Origin of the sequence: Mycobacterium sp. OAE908, from assembly GCF_017872775.1 — a bacterium.
Taxonomy (GTDB): domain Bacteria; phylum Actinomycetota; class Actinomycetes; order Mycobacteriales; family Mycobacteriaceae; genus Mycobacterium.
The window spans coordinates 1,502,942-1,522,478 of record NZ_JAGGJL010000001.1 but is presented as its reverse complement, the minus strand read 5'-3'; the positions used below and the strand labels follow the sequence as shown (position 1 = coordinate 1,522,478).

25 protein-coding genes are annotated in these 19,537 nt (G+C 64.8%); 18 read left to right on the top strand and 7 right to left on the bottom strand.

The window, feature by feature from the left end:
* Nucleotides 1-17: 17 nt before the first annotated feature.
* The 13 genes from J3E61_RS07425 (at nucleotide 18) to J3E61_RS07365 (ending at nucleotide 7,153) form a co-directional block, all read left to right on the top strand.
* Entirely contained in the window at nucleotides 18-1,031 is a 1,014-nt protein-coding gene (locus J3E61_RS07425; RefSeq protein ID WP_210083132.1) for a phosphotransferase, read from the top strand.
* A 128-nt stretch (nucleotides 1,032-1,159) separates the two neighbouring features.
* Nucleotides 1,160-1,369: a hypothetical protein gene (locus tag J3E61_RS07420; protein WP_210083131.1), complete on the top strand. Its 210-nt coding sequence runs from the start codon at nucleotides 1,160-1,162 to the stop codon at nucleotides 1,367-1,369.
* Nucleotide 1,370: 1 nt separating this feature from the next.
* Nucleotides 1,371-1,619: a hypothetical protein gene (locus J3E61_RS07415; RefSeq protein ID WP_210083130.1), complete on the top strand. Its 249-nt coding sequence runs from the start codon at nucleotides 1,371-1,373 to the stop codon at nucleotides 1,617-1,619.
* A 392-nt stretch (nucleotides 1,620-2,011) separates the two neighbouring features.
* Nucleotides 2,012-2,740, top strand: coding sequence for a hypothetical protein (locus J3E61_RS07410; RefSeq protein WP_210083129.1), 729 nt, complete (start codon nucleotides 2,012-2,014; stop codon nucleotides 2,738-2,740).
* A gap of 5 nt (nucleotides 2,741-2,745) precedes the next feature.
* Nucleotides 2,746-3,756 carry a cyclase gene (locus tag J3E61_RS07405; protein ID WP_210083128.1) on the top strand — a complete coding sequence of 337 codons (1,011 nt, stop codon included), beginning with the start codon at nucleotides 2,746-2,748 and terminating at the stop codon, nucleotides 3,754-3,756.
* On the top strand, nucleotides 3,753-4,163 hold the full coding sequence (locus J3E61_RS07400; protein WP_210083127.1) for a gas vesicle structural protein GvpA: 411 nt from the start codon (nucleotides 3,753-3,755) through the stop codon (nucleotides 4,161-4,163). Before J3E61_RS07405 ends, J3E61_RS07400 begins: the two co-directional genes overlap by 4 nt.
* Nucleotides 4,153-4,935 (top strand): GvpL/GvpF family gas vesicle protein, encoded by a 783-nt coding sequence (locus J3E61_RS07395; protein WP_210083126.1) that lies wholly within the window; start codon nucleotides 4,153-4,155, stop codon nucleotides 4,933-4,935. The genes J3E61_RS07400 and J3E61_RS07395 overlap by 11 nt, the downstream gene beginning before the upstream one ends.
* Nucleotides 4,936-4,937: 2 nt before the next feature.
* Nucleotides 4,938-5,195 (top strand): gas vesicle protein GvpG, encoded by a 258-nt coding sequence (locus J3E61_RS07390; protein ID WP_210083125.1) that lies wholly within the window; start codon nucleotides 4,938-4,940, stop codon nucleotides 5,193-5,195.
* A 5-nt stretch (nucleotides 5,196-5,200) separates the two neighbouring features.
* On the top strand, nucleotides 5,201-5,506 hold the full coding sequence (locus tag J3E61_RS07385; RefSeq protein ID WP_210083124.1) for a gas vesicle protein: 306 nt from the start codon (nucleotides 5,201-5,203) through the stop codon (nucleotides 5,504-5,506).
* 17 nt (nucleotides 5,507-5,523) lie between these two features.
* Nucleotides 5,524-5,874: a gas vesicle protein gene (locus tag J3E61_RS07380; RefSeq protein WP_210085468.1), complete on the top strand. Its 351-nt coding sequence runs from the start codon at nucleotides 5,524-5,526 to the stop codon at nucleotides 5,872-5,874.
* Nucleotides 5,864-6,640 (top strand): GvpL/GvpF family gas vesicle protein, encoded by a 777-nt coding sequence (locus tag J3E61_RS07375; protein ID WP_210083123.1) that lies wholly within the window; start codon nucleotides 5,864-5,866, stop codon nucleotides 6,638-6,640. The genes J3E61_RS07380 and J3E61_RS07375 overlap by 11 nt, the downstream gene beginning before the upstream one ends.
* Entirely contained in the window at nucleotides 6,637-6,861 is a 225-nt protein-coding gene (locus J3E61_RS07370; protein ID WP_192724586.1) for a gas vesicle protein, read from the top strand. The genes J3E61_RS07375 and J3E61_RS07370 overlap by 4 nt, the downstream gene beginning before the upstream one ends.
* Nucleotides 6,839-7,153, top strand: a complete 315-nt coding sequence (locus J3E61_RS07365) for a gas vesicle protein K (protein ID WP_210083122.1) — start codon at nucleotides 6,839-6,841, stop codon at nucleotides 7,151-7,153. The genes J3E61_RS07370 and J3E61_RS07365 overlap by 23 nt, the downstream gene beginning before the upstream one ends.
* Nucleotides 7,154-7,160: 7 nt before the next feature.
* On the opposite strand, the gene J3E61_RS07360 is transcribed toward J3E61_RS07365, so the two are convergent.
* Both J3E61_RS07360 and J3E61_RS07355 read right to left on the bottom strand, forming a co-directional pair.
* Nucleotides 7,161-7,628 (bottom strand): hypothetical protein, encoded by a 468-nt coding sequence (locus J3E61_RS07360; protein WP_210083121.1) that lies wholly within the window; start codon nucleotides 7,626-7,628, stop codon nucleotides 7,161-7,163.
* A 10-nt stretch (nucleotides 7,629-7,638) separates the two neighbouring features.
* A complete protein-coding gene (locus tag J3E61_RS07355) occupies nucleotides 7,639-8,712 on the bottom strand; it encodes an ATP-dependent DNA ligase (protein WP_210083120.1) in 1,074 nt (357 codons plus the stop codon).
* A 108-nt stretch (nucleotides 8,713-8,820) separates the two neighbouring features.
* Here J3E61_RS07355 and J3E61_RS07350 point away from each other — a divergent pair, with 108 nt between their 5' ends.
* Genes J3E61_RS07350 through J3E61_RS07340 form a run of 3 tightly spaced genes read left to right on the top strand, consistent with a single transcriptional unit; the run spans nucleotide 8,821 to nucleotide 11,989 of the window.
* Complete coding sequence (locus J3E61_RS07350) at nucleotides 8,821-9,876, top strand: ATP-dependent DNA ligase (RefSeq protein WP_210085467.1); 1,056 nt, start codon at nucleotides 8,821-8,823, stop codon at nucleotides 9,874-9,876.
* Nucleotides 9,876-10,928, top strand: a complete 1,053-nt coding sequence (ligD, locus tag J3E61_RS07345) for a non-homologous end-joining DNA ligase (RefSeq protein ID WP_210083119.1) — start codon at nucleotides 9,876-9,878, stop codon at nucleotides 10,926-10,928. Before J3E61_RS07350 ends, ligD begins: the two co-directional genes overlap by 1 nt.
* Nucleotides 10,925-11,989: a low specificity L-threonine aldolase gene (locus tag J3E61_RS07340; protein ID WP_210083118.1), complete on the top strand. Its 1,065-nt coding sequence runs from the start codon at nucleotides 10,925-10,927 to the stop codon at nucleotides 11,987-11,989. Before ligD ends, J3E61_RS07340 begins: the two co-directional genes overlap by 4 nt.
* Here J3E61_RS07340 and J3E61_RS07335 read toward each other — a convergent pair whose 3' ends face one another.
* From J3E61_RS07335 to J3E61_RS07325, 3 genes are all read right to left on the bottom strand, one after another.
* Nucleotides 11,990-12,616, bottom strand: coding sequence for a DUF4352 domain-containing protein (locus J3E61_RS07335; protein ID WP_192724580.1), 627 nt, complete (start codon nucleotides 12,614-12,616; stop codon nucleotides 11,990-11,992).
* A 137-nt stretch (nucleotides 12,617-12,753) separates the two neighbouring features.
* On the bottom strand, nucleotides 12,754-13,443 hold the full coding sequence (locus J3E61_RS07330; RefSeq protein WP_210083117.1) for a cutinase family protein: 690 nt from the start codon (nucleotides 13,441-13,443) through the stop codon (nucleotides 12,754-12,756).
* A gap of 84 nt (nucleotides 13,444-13,527) precedes the next feature.
* The gene (locus J3E61_RS07325) at nucleotides 13,528-15,474 is read right to left on the bottom strand and encodes a serine/threonine protein kinase (RefSeq protein WP_210083116.1); all 1,947 of its coding nucleotides are present in this window, start codon (nucleotides 15,472-15,474) and stop codon (nucleotides 13,528-13,530) included.
* Nucleotides 15,475-15,627: 153 nt separating this feature from the next.
* Between J3E61_RS07325 and J3E61_RS07320 the strand changes: the two genes are divergently transcribed.
* Nucleotides 15,628-16,059, top strand: a complete 432-nt coding sequence (locus J3E61_RS07320) for a hypothetical protein (RefSeq protein WP_210083115.1) — start codon at nucleotides 15,628-15,630, stop codon at nucleotides 16,057-16,059.
* Between the two features lie 50 nt (nucleotides 16,060-16,109).
* Complete coding sequence (locus J3E61_RS07315) at nucleotides 16,110-17,396, top strand: serine hydrolase (RefSeq protein WP_192724577.1); 1,287 nt, start codon at nucleotides 16,110-16,112, stop codon at nucleotides 17,394-17,396.
* On the opposite strand, the gene J3E61_RS07310 is transcribed toward J3E61_RS07315, so the two are convergent.
* Both J3E61_RS07310 and J3E61_RS07305 read right to left on the bottom strand, forming a co-directional pair.
* The gene (locus J3E61_RS07310; protein ID WP_210083114.1) at nucleotides 17,393-18,463 is read right to left on the bottom strand and encodes a dihydrodipicolinate reductase; all 1,071 of its coding nucleotides are present in this window, start codon (nucleotides 18,461-18,463) and stop codon (nucleotides 17,393-17,395) included. The two genes, J3E61_RS07315 and J3E61_RS07310, sit on opposite strands and share 4 nt — an antisense overlap.
* A gap of 18 nt (nucleotides 18,464-18,481) precedes the next feature.
* Nucleotides 18,482-19,501, bottom strand: coding sequence for a trypsin-like peptidase domain-containing protein (locus J3E61_RS07305; RefSeq protein WP_210083113.1), 1,020 nt, complete (start codon nucleotides 19,499-19,501; stop codon nucleotides 18,482-18,484).
* Nucleotides 19,502-19,537: the final 36 nt, after the last annotated feature.

Sequence of the window (19,537 nt, the reverse complement as noted above, 5' to 3'; positions counted from 1 at the left end):
CCGTCAGACTGTGTGGAATGTCCGGATTGCCGCCCGATCATGAGTCGTATGCCCGTGCGGCGCTGGCCGCCTACGGCCGCGAACCCGACAGTCCGCTGCGTCTGCTCAGCCTGTCGGAGAACGCCACATACCTGGTCGACGACGGCGACCCGATGGTGTTGCGGGTGCACCGGCCCGGCTACCACTCGCTGGACGGGATCCGCTCGGAACTGCAGTGGATGACCGCACTGCGCGAGCAGGCCGGCGTGCTGACCCCGCATCTGATTCCGGCGCGTGACGGCCGTGACGTGGTCCCAGCCACGGTCGGCGGCAACACCCTGCACGTCGACGCGGTGACGTTCATTTCCGGTTGCACCGCCGAAGAGCAACCCGATGTCGTCGGCTTCGACGAACTCGGTCGCATCACCGCGGCAATGCACAATCACGTCCAGCGATGGACTGCACCCGAATACTTCACCCGGTTCAGCTGGGACGTCGACGCCACGCTCGGCCGTGAGGCGCGCTGGGGCAACTGGCGGCACGCGCCTGGATTGACTGCGGCGGACGAGGCCGTCGTGGCCCGCGCGGCCGCCGAGGTTGGCCGTCGGCTCACCGAATTCGGCTGTGGGACAGACCGTTTCGGCCTTATTCACGCGGATCTGCGGATGGCGAATCTGATGGTCGACCCTGCCGATGCTTCGGGACGGATCACGGTCATCGACTTCGACGACTGCGGATGGTCCTGGTATCTCTTCGATCTCGCCGCAGTGGTGTCGTTCATCGAGGACACCCCCGAGGCCGAGCGGATGATCGCCGACTGGCTGCGCGGTTACCACGAGGTGCGCGACATTCCCGGCGAACACCTGGAGGTGATCCCGACGTTGGTGATGCTGCGCAGACTCATGCTGACCGCCTGGGTTGCCTCGCACGCGGATGCCGACGCCGCGATCGCGTTCACCGACGGGTTCGCGACGGGGACGGCCAGGCTGGCCGAGCGATACCTCACCGATCGCGACTGGTTGCGCGACGCGATCCACTCGTCGCGAGTATGACCGCTACAGGGCGGAATCGACGCCTGGGTTAATTCTGTGCCCAAGGGGTAGCCCCACCTACGAGGAGCGGAGCCGGTGATTGCGCCCGCTTCGCCGGCTCTGATCCTCCGTAGTTGAGGAGGGTCATCGTGCAAGTTCTCAATCGCCTGCTTGGTGTGGTGCTCGGAATCCTCGGGGCTGTGCTCGGCGTCGTCTTGGGCATCGTCGCGGCGTTGGTGTGGCTGGTCGGGGCCGTGCTGTGCGTGACGGTGCTCCTGATCCCGCTTGGCATTCCAGTGATGAAGCTCGGTTCTCGGCTGTTCGCCCTCGCCGGCGACATGATGCACATCGGCGGCTGAGATGCGGCTCCTACGAGGCCTGCTTGGCGCGCTGCTGTGGATCGTCGCGGCGATTCTCGGCCTCCTCGGCTTTGTGCTGTGCGTGACGGTCATTCTGCTTCCGCTCGGCATTCCGCTGTTGGGCCTCGCTCGGCGGCTGCTGACGCGGGCCGTCGCGCTGATGCTGCCGCGGTCGTTGGCGCACCCGGTTGACGAGATCACCAAGACGACGCAGAAGAAGGCACGCAAGCTTCGCAAGCGCGTGGCCTGAAGCGGCGAGTCGACAGACCGTGTGTTTGGCCCACACGCGCGTGGGCCGGTCGAGCGTGCCCGGTGAAAAATGATCCGCCGAAGCGGATCTAGCGAACTTATCGATGAGTCAAGATCTACCTATTTGACGCGTTAATTAACTAAGCGAACGATCCCGGACTACATAAGCGCTGTGACATGCGTCATACCTGCGCGGCGAGCTATCGGCAAGGGTTTGCATTACTGACGGATACGTAGAAACAGCGATTTACCTCAGTATTTATCGGGTTAGCGGCGAGCGCGACGGGGTAGAGCAGGTGACATACGACGGTCGCGGGCGACAGAACGACCAACAGCGATCCAGCGCTACGCACCGGATGTATCGGACGTTAGAAAGCGGAAGGGAGGCGCATCGTGTCGAACGGAGCAAAGGTGGCGGTCGCTGTCGGAGCGGGCTACCTACTCGGCAGAACCAGGAAGATGCGGATAGCCATGATGTTGGCGGCAGCGGGGATCACCGGAAAGTTTCCGGCCCGATCCGCCGAACTGCTCGCCCATGGATTGAAGTCGCTCGGCGCCGCCGATCAATTGCATGATCTGACCGACCAATTGCGCGGAGAGGTGCTGACAGCCGCCAAAGCTGCCGCGGTTTCTGCTGCGACTCATCGGGTTGATGCGCTCAACGATCGTCTGCAGGGCGTGGTGCCCACCGAAGACGTCGGACGTGCGGTTGGCTCCGCGGGCCGGGGACTGACATCGGTTGCCGGGCGCGGACGTCGCCGGCGTGACGACTTCGATGACCGCGACGAGTTTGAAGACGAGCAAGCCTACGACGACGAAGAGCCGTTGGACGTGGAGGAAGAGGACCTCGAAGACGAGGACCTCGATGATGACGATTTCGACGACCAAGACCTCGAGGGCGACGACCAGGACGAGCAGGACGACTTGGATGACGAAGCCGAATTCGAGGACGAGCCGCCACCACCGCGTAGGCGGGCGGCACGGAAGGCGTCAGCTCCGCGGGCATCGACGCGGCGCAGAACGACGACATCGAGCGGTGACGGTGAACCGCCAAAGGGGCCGTCGCGTCGCGGACGCGCATCGGCGGCCGCCAAGCGGGCACCTGTGCGCCGAGGCAGGTGAGTGAAATGGCAAGGCAGACAACCCAAAAAAGCGCCTCGTCCAACGGGGCAGGCGCCCTGCAGGATTCCATCCAGCGGCTGGCGGGGTCCATGACCGACCGAGCGGTGAGTTCGGTGTCAGATCGTCTCACCGGAGCGACCGGCCGCTTGACCGATTACGCGCAGAACGGTGGCGGGGGTCTGCTCTCGGCGGTGACTGGCCTCGACGATGTGTCATCCCCGGTGAAGTCGGCGCTGCGCGCGGGTGTTGGCGGTGCCGCGGGAAAGGTGAAGGACTCGCTGAAGGGCGTAAAGGATTCGGTAACAGAGGCTCTTGGCGGCAAGGGCGGCAAGGGCGGCAAGGGTGGCGGCGGCAAGATCAAGGTCACCAACATCGTCGAGGAGATCGATGTGGGAGTCCCGATCGACGTGGCCTACCGGCAGTGGACTCAATTCGCCGAGTTCCCGAAGTTCATGAAGAAGGTGGAACAGGTCGAGCAGGTCTCCGACGAGAAGTTGCGGTGGAAGGCGCAGGTGTTCTTGTCGCACCGGACGTGGGAGTCCACGATCGTCGAGCAGGTGCCCAATGACCGGATCGTGTGGAAATCCAAGGGCGACAAGGGGTATGTCGACGGCGCCATCACGTTCCATGAATTAACGCCCGACCTGACGCGTGTCGTGGTTGTGCTCGAATACCATCCGCAAGGACTCTTCGAAAAGACCGGCAACCTTTGGCGCGCTCAGGGTAGGCGGGTTCGGCTGGAACTCAAGCACTTCCAGCGGCAGGTGATGACCGACACGATCCTGCATGCGGACGACGTCGACGGCTGGCAGGGTGAAATCCGGGATGGCGAAGTCGTGTCGAACGACGCTGAATCCGACGAGAAGTCGGCCGATCGGCCCAAGCGTCGGCCGCGAAAGACGGCCGCGCGCAGTAAAACCAGTGAGTCGAAGCCAAGCCGATCCAGGACGCGCACCCAACCGCGGTCCGCTTCGGGGCAACGGCGCTCGCCGGCCAGGAAGGCGGCCCGCTCGTGACTACCGCAATTCAACCCGCCGGCGGCGACGTCGGTGGGCCGAGTTCCAGCAGCCTCGCCGACGTGATCGACACGATCCTCGACAAGGGACTGGTCATCGATGCCTATGTCCGAGTTTCGTTGGTGGGCATCGAGATATTGACCGTTGACGCACGCGTCGTGGTCGCCAGCGTCGACACGTATCTACGGTTCGCCGAAGCGGTGAACCGGCTCGACATCTCTGCGCAGGAGCCCAAGGCCGGCCTGCCCGAACTGGTGGGTGACATCACGGAGGGCGGTGCCAAGCACAAGACGAAAGGCGCGCTCGAAGCGGCGGGCGAAAAGCTCAGCGATCTCCTTGGCGAGTCCTCGTCGTCACGCGAACGGGCTCCCCGCCGAGCGCGGCGAAGGAGTGATGATGACGAGTAAACAGTCCGGCCGCGCTGAAGCGGCGACGGGAATCTATGTGTACGGAATCGTTCCCGCCGATGTCGAGGTCGAGGAAGACGCGCAAGGCATCGGCGATCCACCGGCGACGGTCACGGTGATTCGCGAGGGCGACATCGCGGCGCTCGTCAGTCAGGTACCCACCGACGAACCGCTCGGGAAGCCGGAATGCCTGCAGGCGCACGCCCGGCTGCTCGACGGAACGGCGTCGGTTGCGCCGGTGCTGCCGTTGCGATTCGGGGCGGTGATGACCGACGAAGACTCGGTTGCCGAAGAACTGCTGCGGAAGAATCACGACGAGTTCGCGGGGGCGCTGCATGCCCTTGAAGGACAGGCGGAGTACGTCCTGAAGGGCCGTTACGAGGAGGACATCATCCTGCGGGAGGTGATCTCGGAAAGCGCTGAGGCGCAACGCCTTCGCCAGAGCCTGGCGGGCATGTCAGAAGACGCTTCCCGCAAGGCGCGGATGGCGCTTGGTGAGATCGTGGTAAAGGCGATCGACGCCAAACGTGCCGCAGACACCGACGCCGCGGTCAACAAACTCAAGGGTGTTGCCAAACAGGTCAATGTCCGCAAGCCCACGCATGAACTGGACGCCGTCAATCTGGCGGTGCTCGCTGCCGTCGACGACCACGACGAACTGCAAGCCGAGGTGGACGACCTTGCCGAGGAGTGGGGCGACAGAGTGCAGCTGCGACTGCTGGGGCCCCTTGCGGCATACGACTTCGTCGTCACCCGTACGGCGGAAGGCTGACAATGGGCGTCCTCTCGTCGCTGGTGCTGTGGCCTCTGACTCCGGTTCGGGGCGTGGTGACGCTCGCCGAGCTGATCCAGCGGCAGGTCAACGACGAACTGAACGATCCGGCAAGGACTCGTCGGCAGCTAGAGGAACTCGCGGAAGCGCGCGGCCGTGGAGAGATATCCGCGCGTGAGGAGCGCGAAGCGCAGGCACGGATCCTTGAATCGAGGATTGGTCCGCAGCCGGCCAGGCGCGCACCTCGCAGAAAGAGGTGAGAACGATGGCCCAACGCACTCAGTCGCGAAACGACCCGCCGCTTCGCGCGAGAGATGCCGCCGAAGTGGCCAGGGAGTTCATCACGGAGCTCAACGGCAGCGAACCGGTCGCGATGACATCGGTGGAACTGACCGATGCCGACGGCTGGGTCGTGGAATTCGAAGTGGTAGAAGACCGTCGAATTCCGTCGTCGGCGGATGTGCTGGCGCTCTACGAAGTGGAACTGGATGCCGATGGCGAACTGCTCGGCTTCCGCAGGACACGCCGGTACCTCCGAGGCCAGACCCGCGATGGGAGTGAGGCGACGTGACGTTGGGAGACGACAGCCTGGTGCCTCGCGGCTACGGCGGCGCTGTAGGCAACCCCCAGCCCGCCAACCTTGGCGACATCCTGGAGCGGGTGCTGGACAAGGGCATCGTCATCGCAGGCGACATCCAGGTGAACCTGCTCGATATCGAGCTCCTGACGATCAAACTCCGCCTCGTCGTCGCGTCGCTGGAAACGGCGAAAGAGGTCGGAATCGATTGGTGGGAGAACGATCCCTGGCTGACCGGTAAGAAGTCGCGCCTCGAAATCGAGAACCAGCGGCTGCGCGCCGACATCGAGCGCCTGCAGCAGGGCGACGGTGACCGTCGTGCGGTGACGGCGCGATCCGCGGAGTACGAGGATGAGCGTTGACGCTGTCTGGGTCTATGCGGTCATCCACGTCGGCCGCGCTGAGAGCCGTGTGTCTGGATTGCGTGGGGTGGCGGGCGAACCAGTGCAGGTGGTCGCTTCCGATGACCTGGCCGCGGTTGTTGGCGTCGTCAGTCTCGACGAGTACGGCCAGGATGCCTTGCGCCGCAACCTCGAAGACCTCGATTGGGTGTCGCACAAGGCGCGCGCGCATGACGCAGTGATAAGCGCGATTGCACGCTCAGGCGCGGTGATTCCGGTGCGGATGGCGACGGTGTACCTCGATGACGACCGGGTGCGGGATCTGTTGGAGCACCGGCGCCGAGAATTCGTCGCGACGCTGAGTCGGCTGTCCGGACGCGCTGAAGTCGGCGTGAAGGTATATGCCGATCCGGCGAGCTTGACGATGCCGGACGAAGGATGTGTCGATCACGGGGCGCGCAGCGGCACTTCGTATCTGATGCGTCGGCGGCGTGAGCTCGCCTCCCGCGAGGAGGCCTACCAAGCCGCGGCTGTGGAGGCTGACCGCATCCACACGACGCTGATGCGGCACGCCGTCGACGGTAAGCGCAAACCGCCGCCCGACCGCAGTCTCTCAGGCCGAAACGACCTCGCGGTGCTCAACGGTACGTACCTCGTCGACGCTGACGCCGTCGAGTTCTTCCGGGAAACCGTTGCCGCACTGGCAATGTCGACGGCACGACTGTCATTGGAGACGACGGGGCCATGGCCGCCGTACTCGTTCGCGGGAGAGCCGGTCGCCGAATGAACGAAGTGCTACCTGCGCAGGAGGACCGGCGCATCTCGCTGGTGGACCTTCTGGATCGCGTGCTCGCGGGAGGTGTGGTGATCAGCGGCGAAGTGGTGCTGTCCATCGCCGACGTCGATCTGGTCGTCATCTCCCTGCGCACGCTCGTCTCGTCGGTCGGTTCGTTGATGTCAGTTGAAGGAATCACTGGAGGTGACCATGACGGGCGCCGAGCGCGGTGATCTCGTTGCGCCGCGGCAACGAATCAACGCTGACCCTGCGACCGTGGAGCGCGGCCTGGTGAGTTTGGTGCTGACCCTGGTCGAGTTGCTGCGGCAGCTGATGGAACGCCAAGCGATCCGCCGGGTGGACGACGGGCTGTTGACCGAGGAGCAGATCGAGCGTGTCGGAACCACGCTGATGTTGTTGGAGGAGAAGATGGTTGAGCTCCGCGAACATTTCGATTTGCGGCCAGAGGATCTCAACATCGACCTCGGCCCGTTGGGCCCGTTGCTTCCGACCGATCCGGCCTAGATCAATGTCAGGGAATCAGGCCGTCGAGAAACTTTGGTGGCGCAGACGGGGCCGCGGGCTCCAGACTGATCGGCTGTTGACCCTGCTGCGGGTTGGGGTCGTTGCACACCCCGGGTTTCGACGTGGCGCTGACGGTGCCCGCGAGCGTCACAGGGTCGAACGAGTACAGCAGGTCTGCCGGGCCGGTACTTCCGTCGGGGCACGTCCACCCAGTCGAGGCGCCAAGGCGTTCAGCGGTCCAGGGGCCGCCGGCCACTCTGCTGATCGCCCCGACCCACCCCCGAGACGTCGCCACCGACCCTCCGCAAGTGCGCTCTGCATTGCATTGCGTAGTGATGGTCCAGATGGTCGGCGGGCCGTCGGTGACAAGGTTGTAGTCGCCATCGAGTTGGTCGTCCGCCGATGCCGGGCTTGCCAAGCCGATAGCGGCGCTGGTGAGAGTGATGGCGGCAGCCATCGCGCGGGTGATCGCCATCGGCGAAGCATCACATGTTTCGGCGAAGGCCGGGCACGATATCGCCAAGGTCGAACGTAGCCGGGTGCTCGAGCTGCTCGTAAGTACATGAGCGCGGGTCGCGGTCGGGCCGCCAGCGGTTGAACTGCGCGGTGTGGCGGAACCGTCGGCCTTCCATGTGGTCGTAACGGACTTCCACCACGCGCTCGGGTCGTAGCGGGACGAACGAAAGGTCCTTGCCTGCGTTCCAGCGCGAGCCCCCTTCGTAGCGCCTTGGGTTGTCGGCCACCGCGTGTGCGGCCCAATTCCACGGGTGGCCTTCAAACGTCGTGACGAGAGGCTGCAACTCGGCGTACAGCCGCCGGCGTTCGGCCATCGGGAATGCGCCGATGACTCCGACCGATGCGAGCGTGCCGTCGTCGGTGTAGAGGCCGAGCAGCAGCGAGCCGACCGCGTCGTCGCCCGATTTGTGCACCCGGTGGCCGGCGACCACGCAGTCGGCGGTCCGTTCGTGCTTGACCTTGAACATGACCCGCTTGTCCGGCTGATAGGTGATGTCCAACGGCTTGGCGATCAGCCCGTCGAGCCCGGCGCCCTCGAACTCGGTGAACCACCGCTGCGCGGTCGTCAGGTCGGTGGTCGCGGGCGTGACATGGACCGACGGACCTGAACTGGCCAACGCGTCGACCAGCGCGGCGCGACGCTCGTGAAACGGTCGACCGGTGTAGTCGTCATCGCCGAGGGCGAGCAGATCGAACGCGATGAACGCCGCAGGAGTCTGCTCGGCGAGCATGTTGACGCGACTGGCCGCAGGGTGCAGGCGCAACTGCAGAGCCTCGAAGTCAAGTCCACCGTCGGTGGCGATGACGATCTCACCGTCGACCACGCAGCGTTGCGGTAATTCGGAGGCAATTGCCGCTACGACTTCCGGGAAATACCGGGTCATCGGCCGTTCGTTGCGGCTGCCCAGCTCCACCTCGTCGCCGTCACGGAAGCAGATCGTCCGAAACCCGTCCCACTTCGGTTCGTAGGAGGCGTCCGGCGGGATCGACCGCACCGGCCTGGCCAGCATCGGAGACACTGGCGGCATCACAGGCAGCTGCACTGGCTCATTCTCTCGCGCGTTAACGGGGTGATTACTCGTACCAGGCGCTAGTAATCAACCCGTTAGCCGTCCCGATGACATTGCCCGGTGTCGGCGGTCTACGTGAGTATGGAAAGCGTGGATCTCCCCGTATTGCCACCGTTGGAGCCGATGCTGGCCAAGGCCCAGGCCAAGGTGCCACCCGAACCGGGGGTGTGGTCCTACGAACCGAAGTGGGACGGTTTCCGCGCGCTGGTGTTCCGCGACGGCGACAAAGTCGTCATGCAGTCACGCAACGGCAAGGAACTCGGCCGCTACTTCCCCGAATTGGAGCAGGCGTTGCGCGACGAACTCGCGCCACGTTGCGTGCTCGACGGAGAGATCGTGGTGCCGCGCGAGATCGACGGCCGCATCCGGCTGGACTGGGAGTCGCTGTCGCAGCGCATCCACCCGGCGGCGAGCCGAATCAAGCTGCTGGCCGAGCAGACGCCCGCACATTTCATCGGATTCGACGCGTTGGCCACCGGCGAGAGGTCTTTGTTGAAAGAGCCGTTCCGGGTTCGCCGCGACGTGCTGTCCGATTCGGTCAACGAAAAGCAGTGGTGCCATGTCACCCGCACCACCGAGGATCCGGAGCAGGGCGCCAAGTGGCTCGACACTTTCGAGGGCGCCGGCCTTGACGGCGTGATCGCCAAGCGGCTGGACGGCCCCTACCTGTCAGGCAAGCGGGAGATGGTCAAGGTCAAGCACGCCCGCGATGCCGACTGTGTGGCGATGGGCTACCGCATCCACAAGAGCGGCGAGGGTATCGGCTCGATTCTGCTCGGGCTCTACCGCGACGACGGCGAGCTGCAAATGGTCGGCGGCGCTGCGTCGTTCACCGCGAAGGACCGGCTCAAGCTGCTTGCCGATCTCGAGCCGCTGCGCGAGGGCGACGAAGTGCGCGAGGGGGATCCGAGCCGGTGGAACTCGGCGGCCGACAAGCGCTGGATTCCGGTGCGTCCGGAGAAGGTGTGCGAGGTGGCCTACGACCAGATGGAGGGAAACACGGTGCACGGCAAGCGGTTTCGGCATGCGGTGAAGTTCGTCCGATGGCGCCCTGATCGCGAACCGGACAGCTGCACCTTCGACCAACTCGATGTGCCGATCACCTTCGACCTGTACGACGTGCTGGAGTCGCGCTGATGGCCACGCCCGCAGAGGAAATCGACGTCGACGGCATCAACGTCCGGCTGACCAACCCCGATAAGGTGTACTTCCCGAAGCTGGGCTCCGAGGGCACCAAGCGCAAACTCGTCGAGTATTACCTGGCCGTCGCGAGCGGTCCGATGCTCACGGCGCTGCGGGACCGGCCAACACATCTGCAGCGCTTTCCAGACGGCATCGAGGGCGAGGAGATCTATCAGAAGCGGATTCCCAAGCATGCGCCGGATTACCTGGAGACCTGCGTGGTGACGTTCCCCTCGGGCCGAACTGCGGACGCGCTCAAGGTGACTCACCCGGCGGCGATCGTGTGGGCAGCGCAGATGGGAACCATCACCCTGCATCCCTGGCAGGTGCGCTGCGCGGACACCGAGCATCCCGACGAGTTGCGGGTCGACCTGGATCCGCAGCCCGGCACAGCGTTCAAAGAGGCTCGCACAATCGCGGTCGACGTGCTCAAACCGGTGCTCGACGAACTCGGCCTGGTCGGCTATCCGAAGACGTCCGGCGGTCGCGGTGTGCACATCTTCGTCCGCATCAAGCCCGACTGGGATTTCATCGCGGTGCGGCGGGCGGGCATCGCGTTGGCCCGCGAGGTGGAGCGTCGAGCGCCCGACGCGGTCACGACGTCATGGTGGAAAGAAGAGCGCGGCAAGCGAATCTTCATCGACTACAACCAGAATGCCCGCGACCGCACCTTCGCGTCGGCGTACTCGGCACGCAAGACGCCGATCGCGACGGTGTCGATGCCGTTGACATGGGACGAACTGCGCGACGCCGATCCCGATGACTACACCATCACCACCGCACCCGATTTCGTCGCAGGCCGACCCGACCCCTGGGACGGAATCGATTCCGTCGCACAGTCATTGGATCCGTTGTTGGAGATGGTCAAGGCCGACGAGGAACGCGGGCTCGGTGATCTGCCGTATCCGCCGAGTTATCCGAAGATGCCGGGCGAACCGCCGAGGGTGCAGCCGAGCAAGAAGGTGGCCGCGAATTGGGACGACGAGGGCAACCCGGTGAGCCGGTGAGCCACACCGACGCCCAACGCCGTCACGACCCGGACGTTCGTAGCTTCGCCAGTGACAACTACGCCGGCGTTCACCCGGAAATACTCGACGCTCTCGCACTGGCCAACGGCGGGCACCAGGTCGCCTACGGTGACGACGCGTACACCGAGAACCTGCAGAACATCATCCGCGAGCACTTCGGCCCCACCGCGGAAGCGTTTCCCGTTTTCAATGGAACAGGGGCGAACGTCGTTGCCCTGCAAGCCGTCACCGATCGATGGGGTGCTGTGGTGTGCGCCGAGACCGCGCACATCAACGTCGACGAGGGCGGCGCACCCGAGCGGATGGGCGGGCTCAAGCTGCTCACCGTGCCCACAGCCGACGGCAAGCTCACTCCGGACCTGATCGACCGGCAGGCCTGGGGCTGGACCGACGAGCACCGCGCGATGCCGCAAGTCGTATCGATCACCCAAAGCACCGAGTTGGGCACGCTGTACACACCCGAAGAGATCCGGGTGATCTGCGACCAGGCCCACGGCAGAAACATGAAGGTGCACGTCGACGGGTCACGTATCGCCAATGCGGCTGCGACACTTGACCTCCCGATGCGTGCATTCATCTCCGACGTCGGCGTTGACATCCTGTCGCTGGGTGGCACCAAGAACGGCGCGCTGTTGGGCGAGGCTGTTGTGGTGCTCAACCCGGATGCGGCCAGCCATATGAAGCATCTGCGCAAGCTGTCGATGCAGCTGCACTCCAAGATGCGCTTCGTCGCGGTGCAGCTGGAAGCGCTGCTGGTCAAGGACCTTTGGCTGCGCAACGCCAGGCACGCGAACCAAATGGCGCAACGCCTCGCCGAAGGAGTGCGCGCCGTCGACGGGGTTCAAGTGCTTCATCCGGTGCAGGCCAACGCGGTCTTCGCTCGGCTACCCCGTGACGTCAGCGAGCGGCTGCAGAAGCGATTCCGGTTCTACTTCTGGGACGAGGCGGCCGGCGACGTCCGCTGGATGTGTTCGTTCGACACCACCGAGGCCGACGTCGATGCATTCGTCACGGCCGTGAAGGAAGAGATGGCGCGCTAGTCAGGACGAATTCACCTGAATGCGAGCGCCTTCGGAGAACACCGAGTCGTGTAGTTCCAGCGCCTTCGGCAGTGTTCCCGTTGGCACGTCGAACGGCAACTTCACGGTCATGTTGGCGCCGGGCTTCATCGTGACCACCATCGAGCTGTTGTTCATCGCGACAGCTGCTTCGGCATCGGCCGCGTAGACATGGCCATTCGAGTCGATCAACCTCTGGTTGGTGGCAGCGAATTCCTGCGACTCGTCATCGAGGTTGTGCACGGTCATCGTCGCGATGAGCCACTCACCCTTCGGGCGCGGATCGCCGCGCCAATTGGCCGGGGTGGCCACGTCCGTGACGACGAACTCCAAATCACCATCACGGAGCGGTGTACCGAGCCAACCGGTGGGCCCATGGAATTTGTCTGCGCTAGGGGTGTCCGACTTCGATCCCGCCACGACCATCGCGGTGCAGCCCCCGAAGAACAGCGCGATCACCGCGATGACGCTCACTGCGATCCACAGCCCGGTCCTGCTCAGCGTTGGCCGCGCAGGCGCATGGCCGGTCCACTGAACACCGTCCCAGTAGCGCTGCCGCGGCGCGCCCGATGGGTCCGGATACCATCCCCTCATTGGTGTGCTTGCCACTGAAATTCCCTCCCGAAATGGACCATAGCGGCACGCAGCATCGGGAGTAAAGTTTGCTGGAACTAACTAGGACGTCGAATTAACTTGAGAGCCTGGTCGTTGGCGGTTTGGTGGTCGTTTGCTCAAGGAGGTGCTAGCTAGACCCGGCCCGCGGCGAACGCCGCGCCCTGACTGGCCATGCCCGAGCGCACGTAGGACAGGTGCGCGTCGGAGAACATCTCGTCGCGCGTAGGTGTCGACATACCGCCGCCGGGTGTGCAGATCGGGTCGCCGGCCGCGCACAAGTCGAGGGTCTTGTCGGCATATAGCGGGCTCACCCCTGTCAGCGGCATGCCGACATATCTGTCCAACGGATTGCCGAAGACTGCCACCGCTGCAACGTGATTCGCGACATCGGGTGGCATCGGCGCGGGAGTGAAGCCCGCGAGCGAGACCGGGATCGCGGTGATCAGATCGATCGTCAACGCGCCTTGGGAGTAGCCGCCGAGCACGATGCGGGTGTTGGGGCAGTTCGTCACCGTCGACTGGACGTGTGCCCGGGCATTGTCGGCACCCACCGAGGCGGAACCGGCGAAGTCCTCCGAGGCGGGGTAGTCAACCGGGTAAACGGCGACGGATCTGCCACCGGCCTGTGAGCGCAGTGTGTCCACGAATACCTGCCCGACGTGCCCAACACCGGGCGGTTCGGTTGTGGCGCGGGCGAATACAACTTCGATGTCGGGGCAGCCTGCGGCGAGTGCCGGGGCGATGATGGCGGGCATAGAAAGGGCCGTCCACGCTGTCACCATCGCGGAACCCAGGACACACACGACTGCGCGTGCGCTCACGTCTCAATCGTGGCATACCACGTCGGCATAGGCACGGATCTTGTTGCGAGTGCAAGGAACTGGGTGGCACGGCGGCCGACTGGTCTAGTCGCCGGTCCGCTGGACCCGGGAGTCGAAGTCACTGTTGAACGGACACTCGCCGGTGACGGTGTAGTGGCCCCGCCCCGTCAGCAGCGTGACGGGGTCTTGGGCCGGCTGGGGAAGCGGGTAGTTCAGGGTGATCTGGGCACGAGCAGGGCTGCCGTTGGTGCACTTCGCATCTTGTGACGTGTCCGCCAGCACCCACTGATTCTTCGCGAATAGCAGGATCTTGGTGTCGCCGGGATTCTGCCAATAACTCAGGCAGCGATCGCCGGTGCGCAGGCAATACGTCGCAATGTCGAAGTTCACTTCCGCGTTGCGGCCACCGACGGCATAGGTATCCGTCTCTTGGTAATTGCCGTGTAGCCCTTGGGCCGGCGATGGCACGCGCGTCGGTTGCTTCCGCGGATCAGCAACTGACGCATCGGGTTTCAAATCTCCGACGCGTGTGAACTGAACCTGTTGGTCGGTCGCACAGCTTGCCGTTGACCGAACGACGAAGTTACCGTCCAGCGTTCCGTCCGGCCGAAGCTGAAGCGACATCGCTTCCCAGACCTCGGCCTGGCTGTTCATGCATGACCCCTGCGCTGCGCTCACGGCGACCCAGTGTCCGCCGAGCTCGTCGAGCACCATCGTCGATGCAGCTGATCGAGATCCGCTGACCTTTGATGCGGTGGCCACGCATCCTTCGGTCTGGCAGGCAGACTTGATCACCCATGTCTCCGAACCGCCCGATTGGTTCGCGTTTGACTGCGCATCAGGCGGCTCAGCAGTGCCGAACTCGACGGTGTAGATGCCGTTGAGAGGTGTCACTTGCTGCGGTTTGTTCCCGCTGTCGCTGCCACCGACGACCGAGAAAATCGTGACCAGAGCAATGACCATCAAGGTTACGGCGACGGGGATCACGACCGTCTTTCGTTGCCACCATGGCAGCGGCCGGTGGAACTCGTCAGGTTTGGCTTCGGTGGCTTCGACCGTGCCGTACTGTGTTGGGGCCCAGGCTTTCTCGAGGTGCACCGGCGTACCGGTCTGCGTTGGCGCCCAGGCTTCTGCGGATTCCGGAGAGAAAATCTCGGTCGGTGAGTCGGCCGCAACGCCGATGGCAGTGTGGTCGAGACCAGTCGGAGTCGTAGGGGTGACGGCAGTCAGTGCCTTGCGCGCGGCGCGCGCCATCTCTGTGGTCGTGCTGTATCGATCGGTAGGCTCTTTGGCCATCCCCGCGGTGACAACCGCATCCAGCGCAGCTGACACTCCGGGCCGTGAAATCGACGGCCGCGGTGGGGGAGTCGTGAGATGACCGGCGATCTGCTGCTCGACGCTTTCGCCGGGAAAGGGCCTGTTCGACGTCAGGCACTCGTACAGGACGCAGGCGAGGGCATAGATGTCCGAACGCGCGTCCGATACACCGCTGGTGAAGCGTTCCGGGGCCATATACGCCCACGTGCCAACGACATTGCCGGTTGCGGTCAGCTTTGTCTCGCTCGCTGCGCGGGCGATCCCGAAGTCGATGAGATACGCGAAATCATCCTCTGCGATAAGGATGTTGGAGGGTTTGACGTCGCGATGCACCAGGCCCGCCCGGTGCGCAGCGTTGAGCGCCGAGGAAACCTGCTCGATGATTTTCACGGCCCGTTCCGGTTCCAGTGCGCCGCGCTCCAGCGTGTGCTCGAGGTCTTCTCCCTCGATCAGGCGCATGTCGACGTAGAGCCGCCCCGCGATCTCGCCGAAGTCGTGGATCGGCACCACATGAGGATTGTTCAGTCCGGCGGCGGTGAAGGCCTCGCGACGGAATCGCTGCTCGAACATCGGGTCGGCGGCCAGCTGCGCCGGCAGGACTTTCACGGCGACCATGCGCTGGGTGGCGGTGTCGAAGGCCTTCCAAACCTCACCCATGCCGCCGCGGCCCAACAGCTCGAGCAATTGGTATCGGCCGAACGGCGTGCCCTTCACAACGACTCCGCTCGGCGGCAAACCGACAGGTTCACAGCGATCACACTAAGGCCGTCGCCTCGCCCGGAGGCGGGTATTGAGGTCCGCATTGGGAGTGACAACCTGGCTGAAATCATCGACGGACACGTCCGCCCGAACTAGCCTGGGGACCCGATGCAAACAATCCGCAAGCTGCTTGCCGCGGTCGCGATCGTTGCAATGCTCATCGGCGGCATCAGCATTGCGGCGGCGCTGATCTTCGGTGACCACTCCAAACCTGTGCCGACGGTCGCCACACCTCCGCCTCCGCCACCGCCGTCGGTGCCGATACCCAAGGAGTTCACGGTCAACGTGGTGGTCACCGAGCAGACCTGTGACCCTGGTCCCGGATGCGTCTACAAGTACACGATCGAGCCGAAATACATTGGCTTCCATCCGTTGCCGACCACCCCGTTCACGGTCAAATATGAGGTGCAGGGTGGAAACCTGCCCCAGCCCGGCGAGTTCACCGTCGAGGGCAACCAGGCAAAGATCCTCAAGGACGTGGTGCTCGAAGGACCGCCTGCGGCCCGACTGCAAGCCGTCGTCCTGCAGGTAGTCGGCTGAATATTGCGATTTCCTACGCGTGGCGGCGTCCTGCACGCATTGTTAGCGCTATGAGCAAGGCCTCGTTGCTCCGCGCTGAGGAAGGCCTGCCCCGCGGTGTTCAGGGGGCGGCCGATTCGCGGTTCTCCAATGTCGTTCGCGTGTTCGCGGGTCTGTTCCCGGGCAGACGGTTTGGTGGCGGCGCGCTTTCGGTGTACATCGACGGGCGGCCGGTCGTCGATGTCTGGACGGGCTGGTCCGACCGCGCGGGGGAACAGCCCTGGACCGTTGACACCGGTGCGATGGTGTTTTCGGCGACGAAAGGCGTAGCGGCGACTGTCATTCACCGCCTCGTCGATCGCGGCCTGCTCGACTACGACGAACCGGTCGCAACGTACTGGCCCGCGTTCGGCGCCAACGGCAAGGACGCCATCACGATCCGCGACGTGCTGCGGCACCGCTCCGGCCTGTCGCATCTGAAGGGTGTCGGCCGCGACGAGTTGCTCGACCACGAGCTGATGGAGCAGCGGCTGGCCGCTGCGTCGGTGGACCACCTGCGCGGCTGGCCGGCCTACCACGCGCTGACCTACGGGTGGATCCTTTCCGGCTTGGCCCGCGCGGTAACCGGGCAGGGCATGCGTGAGCTGATCCGCGAAGAGGTGGCCCGTCCGCTGGACACCGACGGTCTGCATTTGGGCCGCCCGCCTGCCGGCTCGCCGACGAAGGTCGCGCAAATCCTTGCACCGCAGAGCAGTCGCGGCAATCCGGTGTTCAACTTCGTCGCGCCGAAGGTGGCGGGCCTGCCGCTCTCCGGCGCGTTCGGGGCGATGTTCTTTCCCGGCATCAAATCGTTTGTGCAGGGCGATATTCCATTTCTCGACGGCGAGGTGCCCGCTGCCAACGGCGTCGTCACCGCCCGTGGGCTGGCCAAGATGTACGCCGCGATCGCCAACGGCGGCAGGATCGACGACACCCAGTTCGTGTCGAACGACTTGGCGCAGGGGCTGATCGGAAACCCGAAACCCTGGCCTGATCTCAACATCGGCGTACCGATGCCGTTTCACCTCGGCTATCACGAGTCGCCGATACCCGGCCTGCTCAAGGGCTTTGGCCACTTCGGCCTTGGCGGCACCCTCGGCTGGGCCGATCCGGCGTCGGGCGCGGCGTTCGCATTCGTACACAACCGGCTGTTGACCCCGATGGTGCTCGACATGGCGTCGTTCGCCGGACTGGCCCGGCCGTTACGCAACGCGATCACCGCTGCCCGGCACGCGGGCCCGCTTGCGGTACCGAGATACGGTGCGCGGTATCGCGACGTCGGCCAAAAGGAGAAGAAGAGGCTGGCAGGTCGCCGTTAATTCTGCGCCACAACGCCTTTCGCTTGTGGAAGCGGCAGGTCGTTGTAGGTCACGATGCCGGGTGGCGCGGCGACCACGGCCGGGATCGCGTGGATCGGCGGCATCGCCGTCATGATGTGGCCGAGGACGAAGAAATCGTCAATGGACTTGGCGTTCTCGATCATGTCCTGGGGCGGAAGAAAGCCGACCTGCATGTTGACCGTCGGACGGCCCTCGATCGTGATCTTCCAACCATCGGCGTCCAGCTTCCACTCCGGTTCGAGCGTCTGGCCCTTCTTCCACCGGACGTTGATGTCGATGACTGTCTTGCCGTTGGCAATCCCTTGCCAGCTGGCGAAGGTGCCCGCCACGTGGCCCGCGGGAATGGTCCACGATGCCATCGTGAGATCCTCTGTGGTCTGGGCGTATTCGGCCACGCACTTGATCTCGTCGAGTTCGACTCCGAGCGAGTCGGCGACCAGTTGTACCGCCTCGGCGAACACCACGGTCCCCTTCGACATCATCGGCTCCAGGTCGGGGTCGTCGATCGGCATGCCGAAACCACACGGCCGCTCGGTGTCGGGCGAGTCGTAGAGGGTGGTGTCGGCGGACTCCGCGATGGTGACCTTGTCGACGCGGTCGCATGATGTCGCCGCCACGATCGCGAGCAGTTCCGCGAAGCCAGGACTCACACCGGAGCCGAACAGCGTCGACCCACCCTTCTGGCAGGCATCCTCGAGTTTGGCTCTGTCGTCGCCGAGATTGTGGCCGGTGATGAAGGACGCGGAGGCGACGACGTTGACACCGGCCGAGAGGATGCGGGCCAGCTCGTCGACGTCGATCCACATCGGGTTGTAGACGACGCAGTCGGGCTTGAGCGCGAGCAGCGCGGCGACGTCGTCGGTTGCCTTGACGCCGAGCGGTTGGATGCCGGCCAGTTCGCCGACGTCACGGCCGACCTTGTCCTTCGACCAGGCGTAGCACCCGATGAGGTCAAGTGTGGGGTTGGCAGCGATGGCCGCTACGGAGCTTTTTCCGACGTTTCCCGTCGTCCACTGGACAACGCGATGAGGAGTGGTGTTGAGCACTCGCTCAGCATAGGGCGGTCAGGGGCCGGAAACCAGAGTCGCCTTGCCGGTGCGCTCCTGGCCGCTGCGGTCGATCCAGGTCAGGTCGACGACATCACCGGGGTAGTGCCGGTCCAGCACGTAGGTCAGTGTGGTGGCCGAGTCCAGCGAGGTGCCGTCGAGCACCGTCAGCACGTCGCCGATGTTCAGGCCCGCCTGGGCGGCCGGGCCTCCGATCACCACGTCGCGCACGATGATCCCGCCGCCGTTGCGTGGCTGCGTGCCGACGCCGACGCCGAGCAGCGTCGGCTGCCCGATGTGCACGCTCGGCGACGGCGCACCGGAGCGGATCTGGTTCGCGACGGCCATCGCGTCATTGATGGGTATCGCGAAACCCTTTCCGGCAGGGCCCATTTGGAAGTTCACCGTCGCGGCGGTGACCACCCCGATGACCTGCCCGGCGCCGTTCACCAGCGGACCCCCGGAATCGCCGGGGCGTACGTCGGCGGACACCTCGATGAGCCCGTTGACCTCTTCCGAGCTGCCGGTCAGCGCGTCTTCGGCGTTCACGGTGCGGTTCAGTGCGGCCACTGGGCCGGTTTCGTGGGTGAGGGGTGCGCCCGTCCCGCGCGCGTTGCCAAGGCCGACCGTCGGCTCACCGACGACGACCTGACCGGAGTCACCGATCGGGGCGGCGGGCACTCCGCCGGCGCCACGCAACTGCAACACCGCGATGTCGTTCTTGCGGTCGTAGCCGACCAGGTCGACCGGGTAGTCCCGGCCGCCGACCGTGCCGGTGATGGTGTTGGCGCCCGCGACGACGTGGTAGTTGGTCAGCACCACGCCACCCGGATCGATGACCATCCCGGTGCCGGTCCCGATCGCCTGTTGATAGTCGATCTTCGTGGTGATCTGGACGACCGCAGGTTCGACCGCAGCGGCAGCCGCGGCGATGTCCACCGGTGCTGCCGCCGACGTCGCCGGTGCAACCAGGGCGAAGACCGCGGCGAGCACGGTCAGCAATGCAGGCACCAGGCGGCGCTTGGGAGATGTGCGCATCTGCCTATAGTGCCCGAACTGCGGTCCGCTAACCCT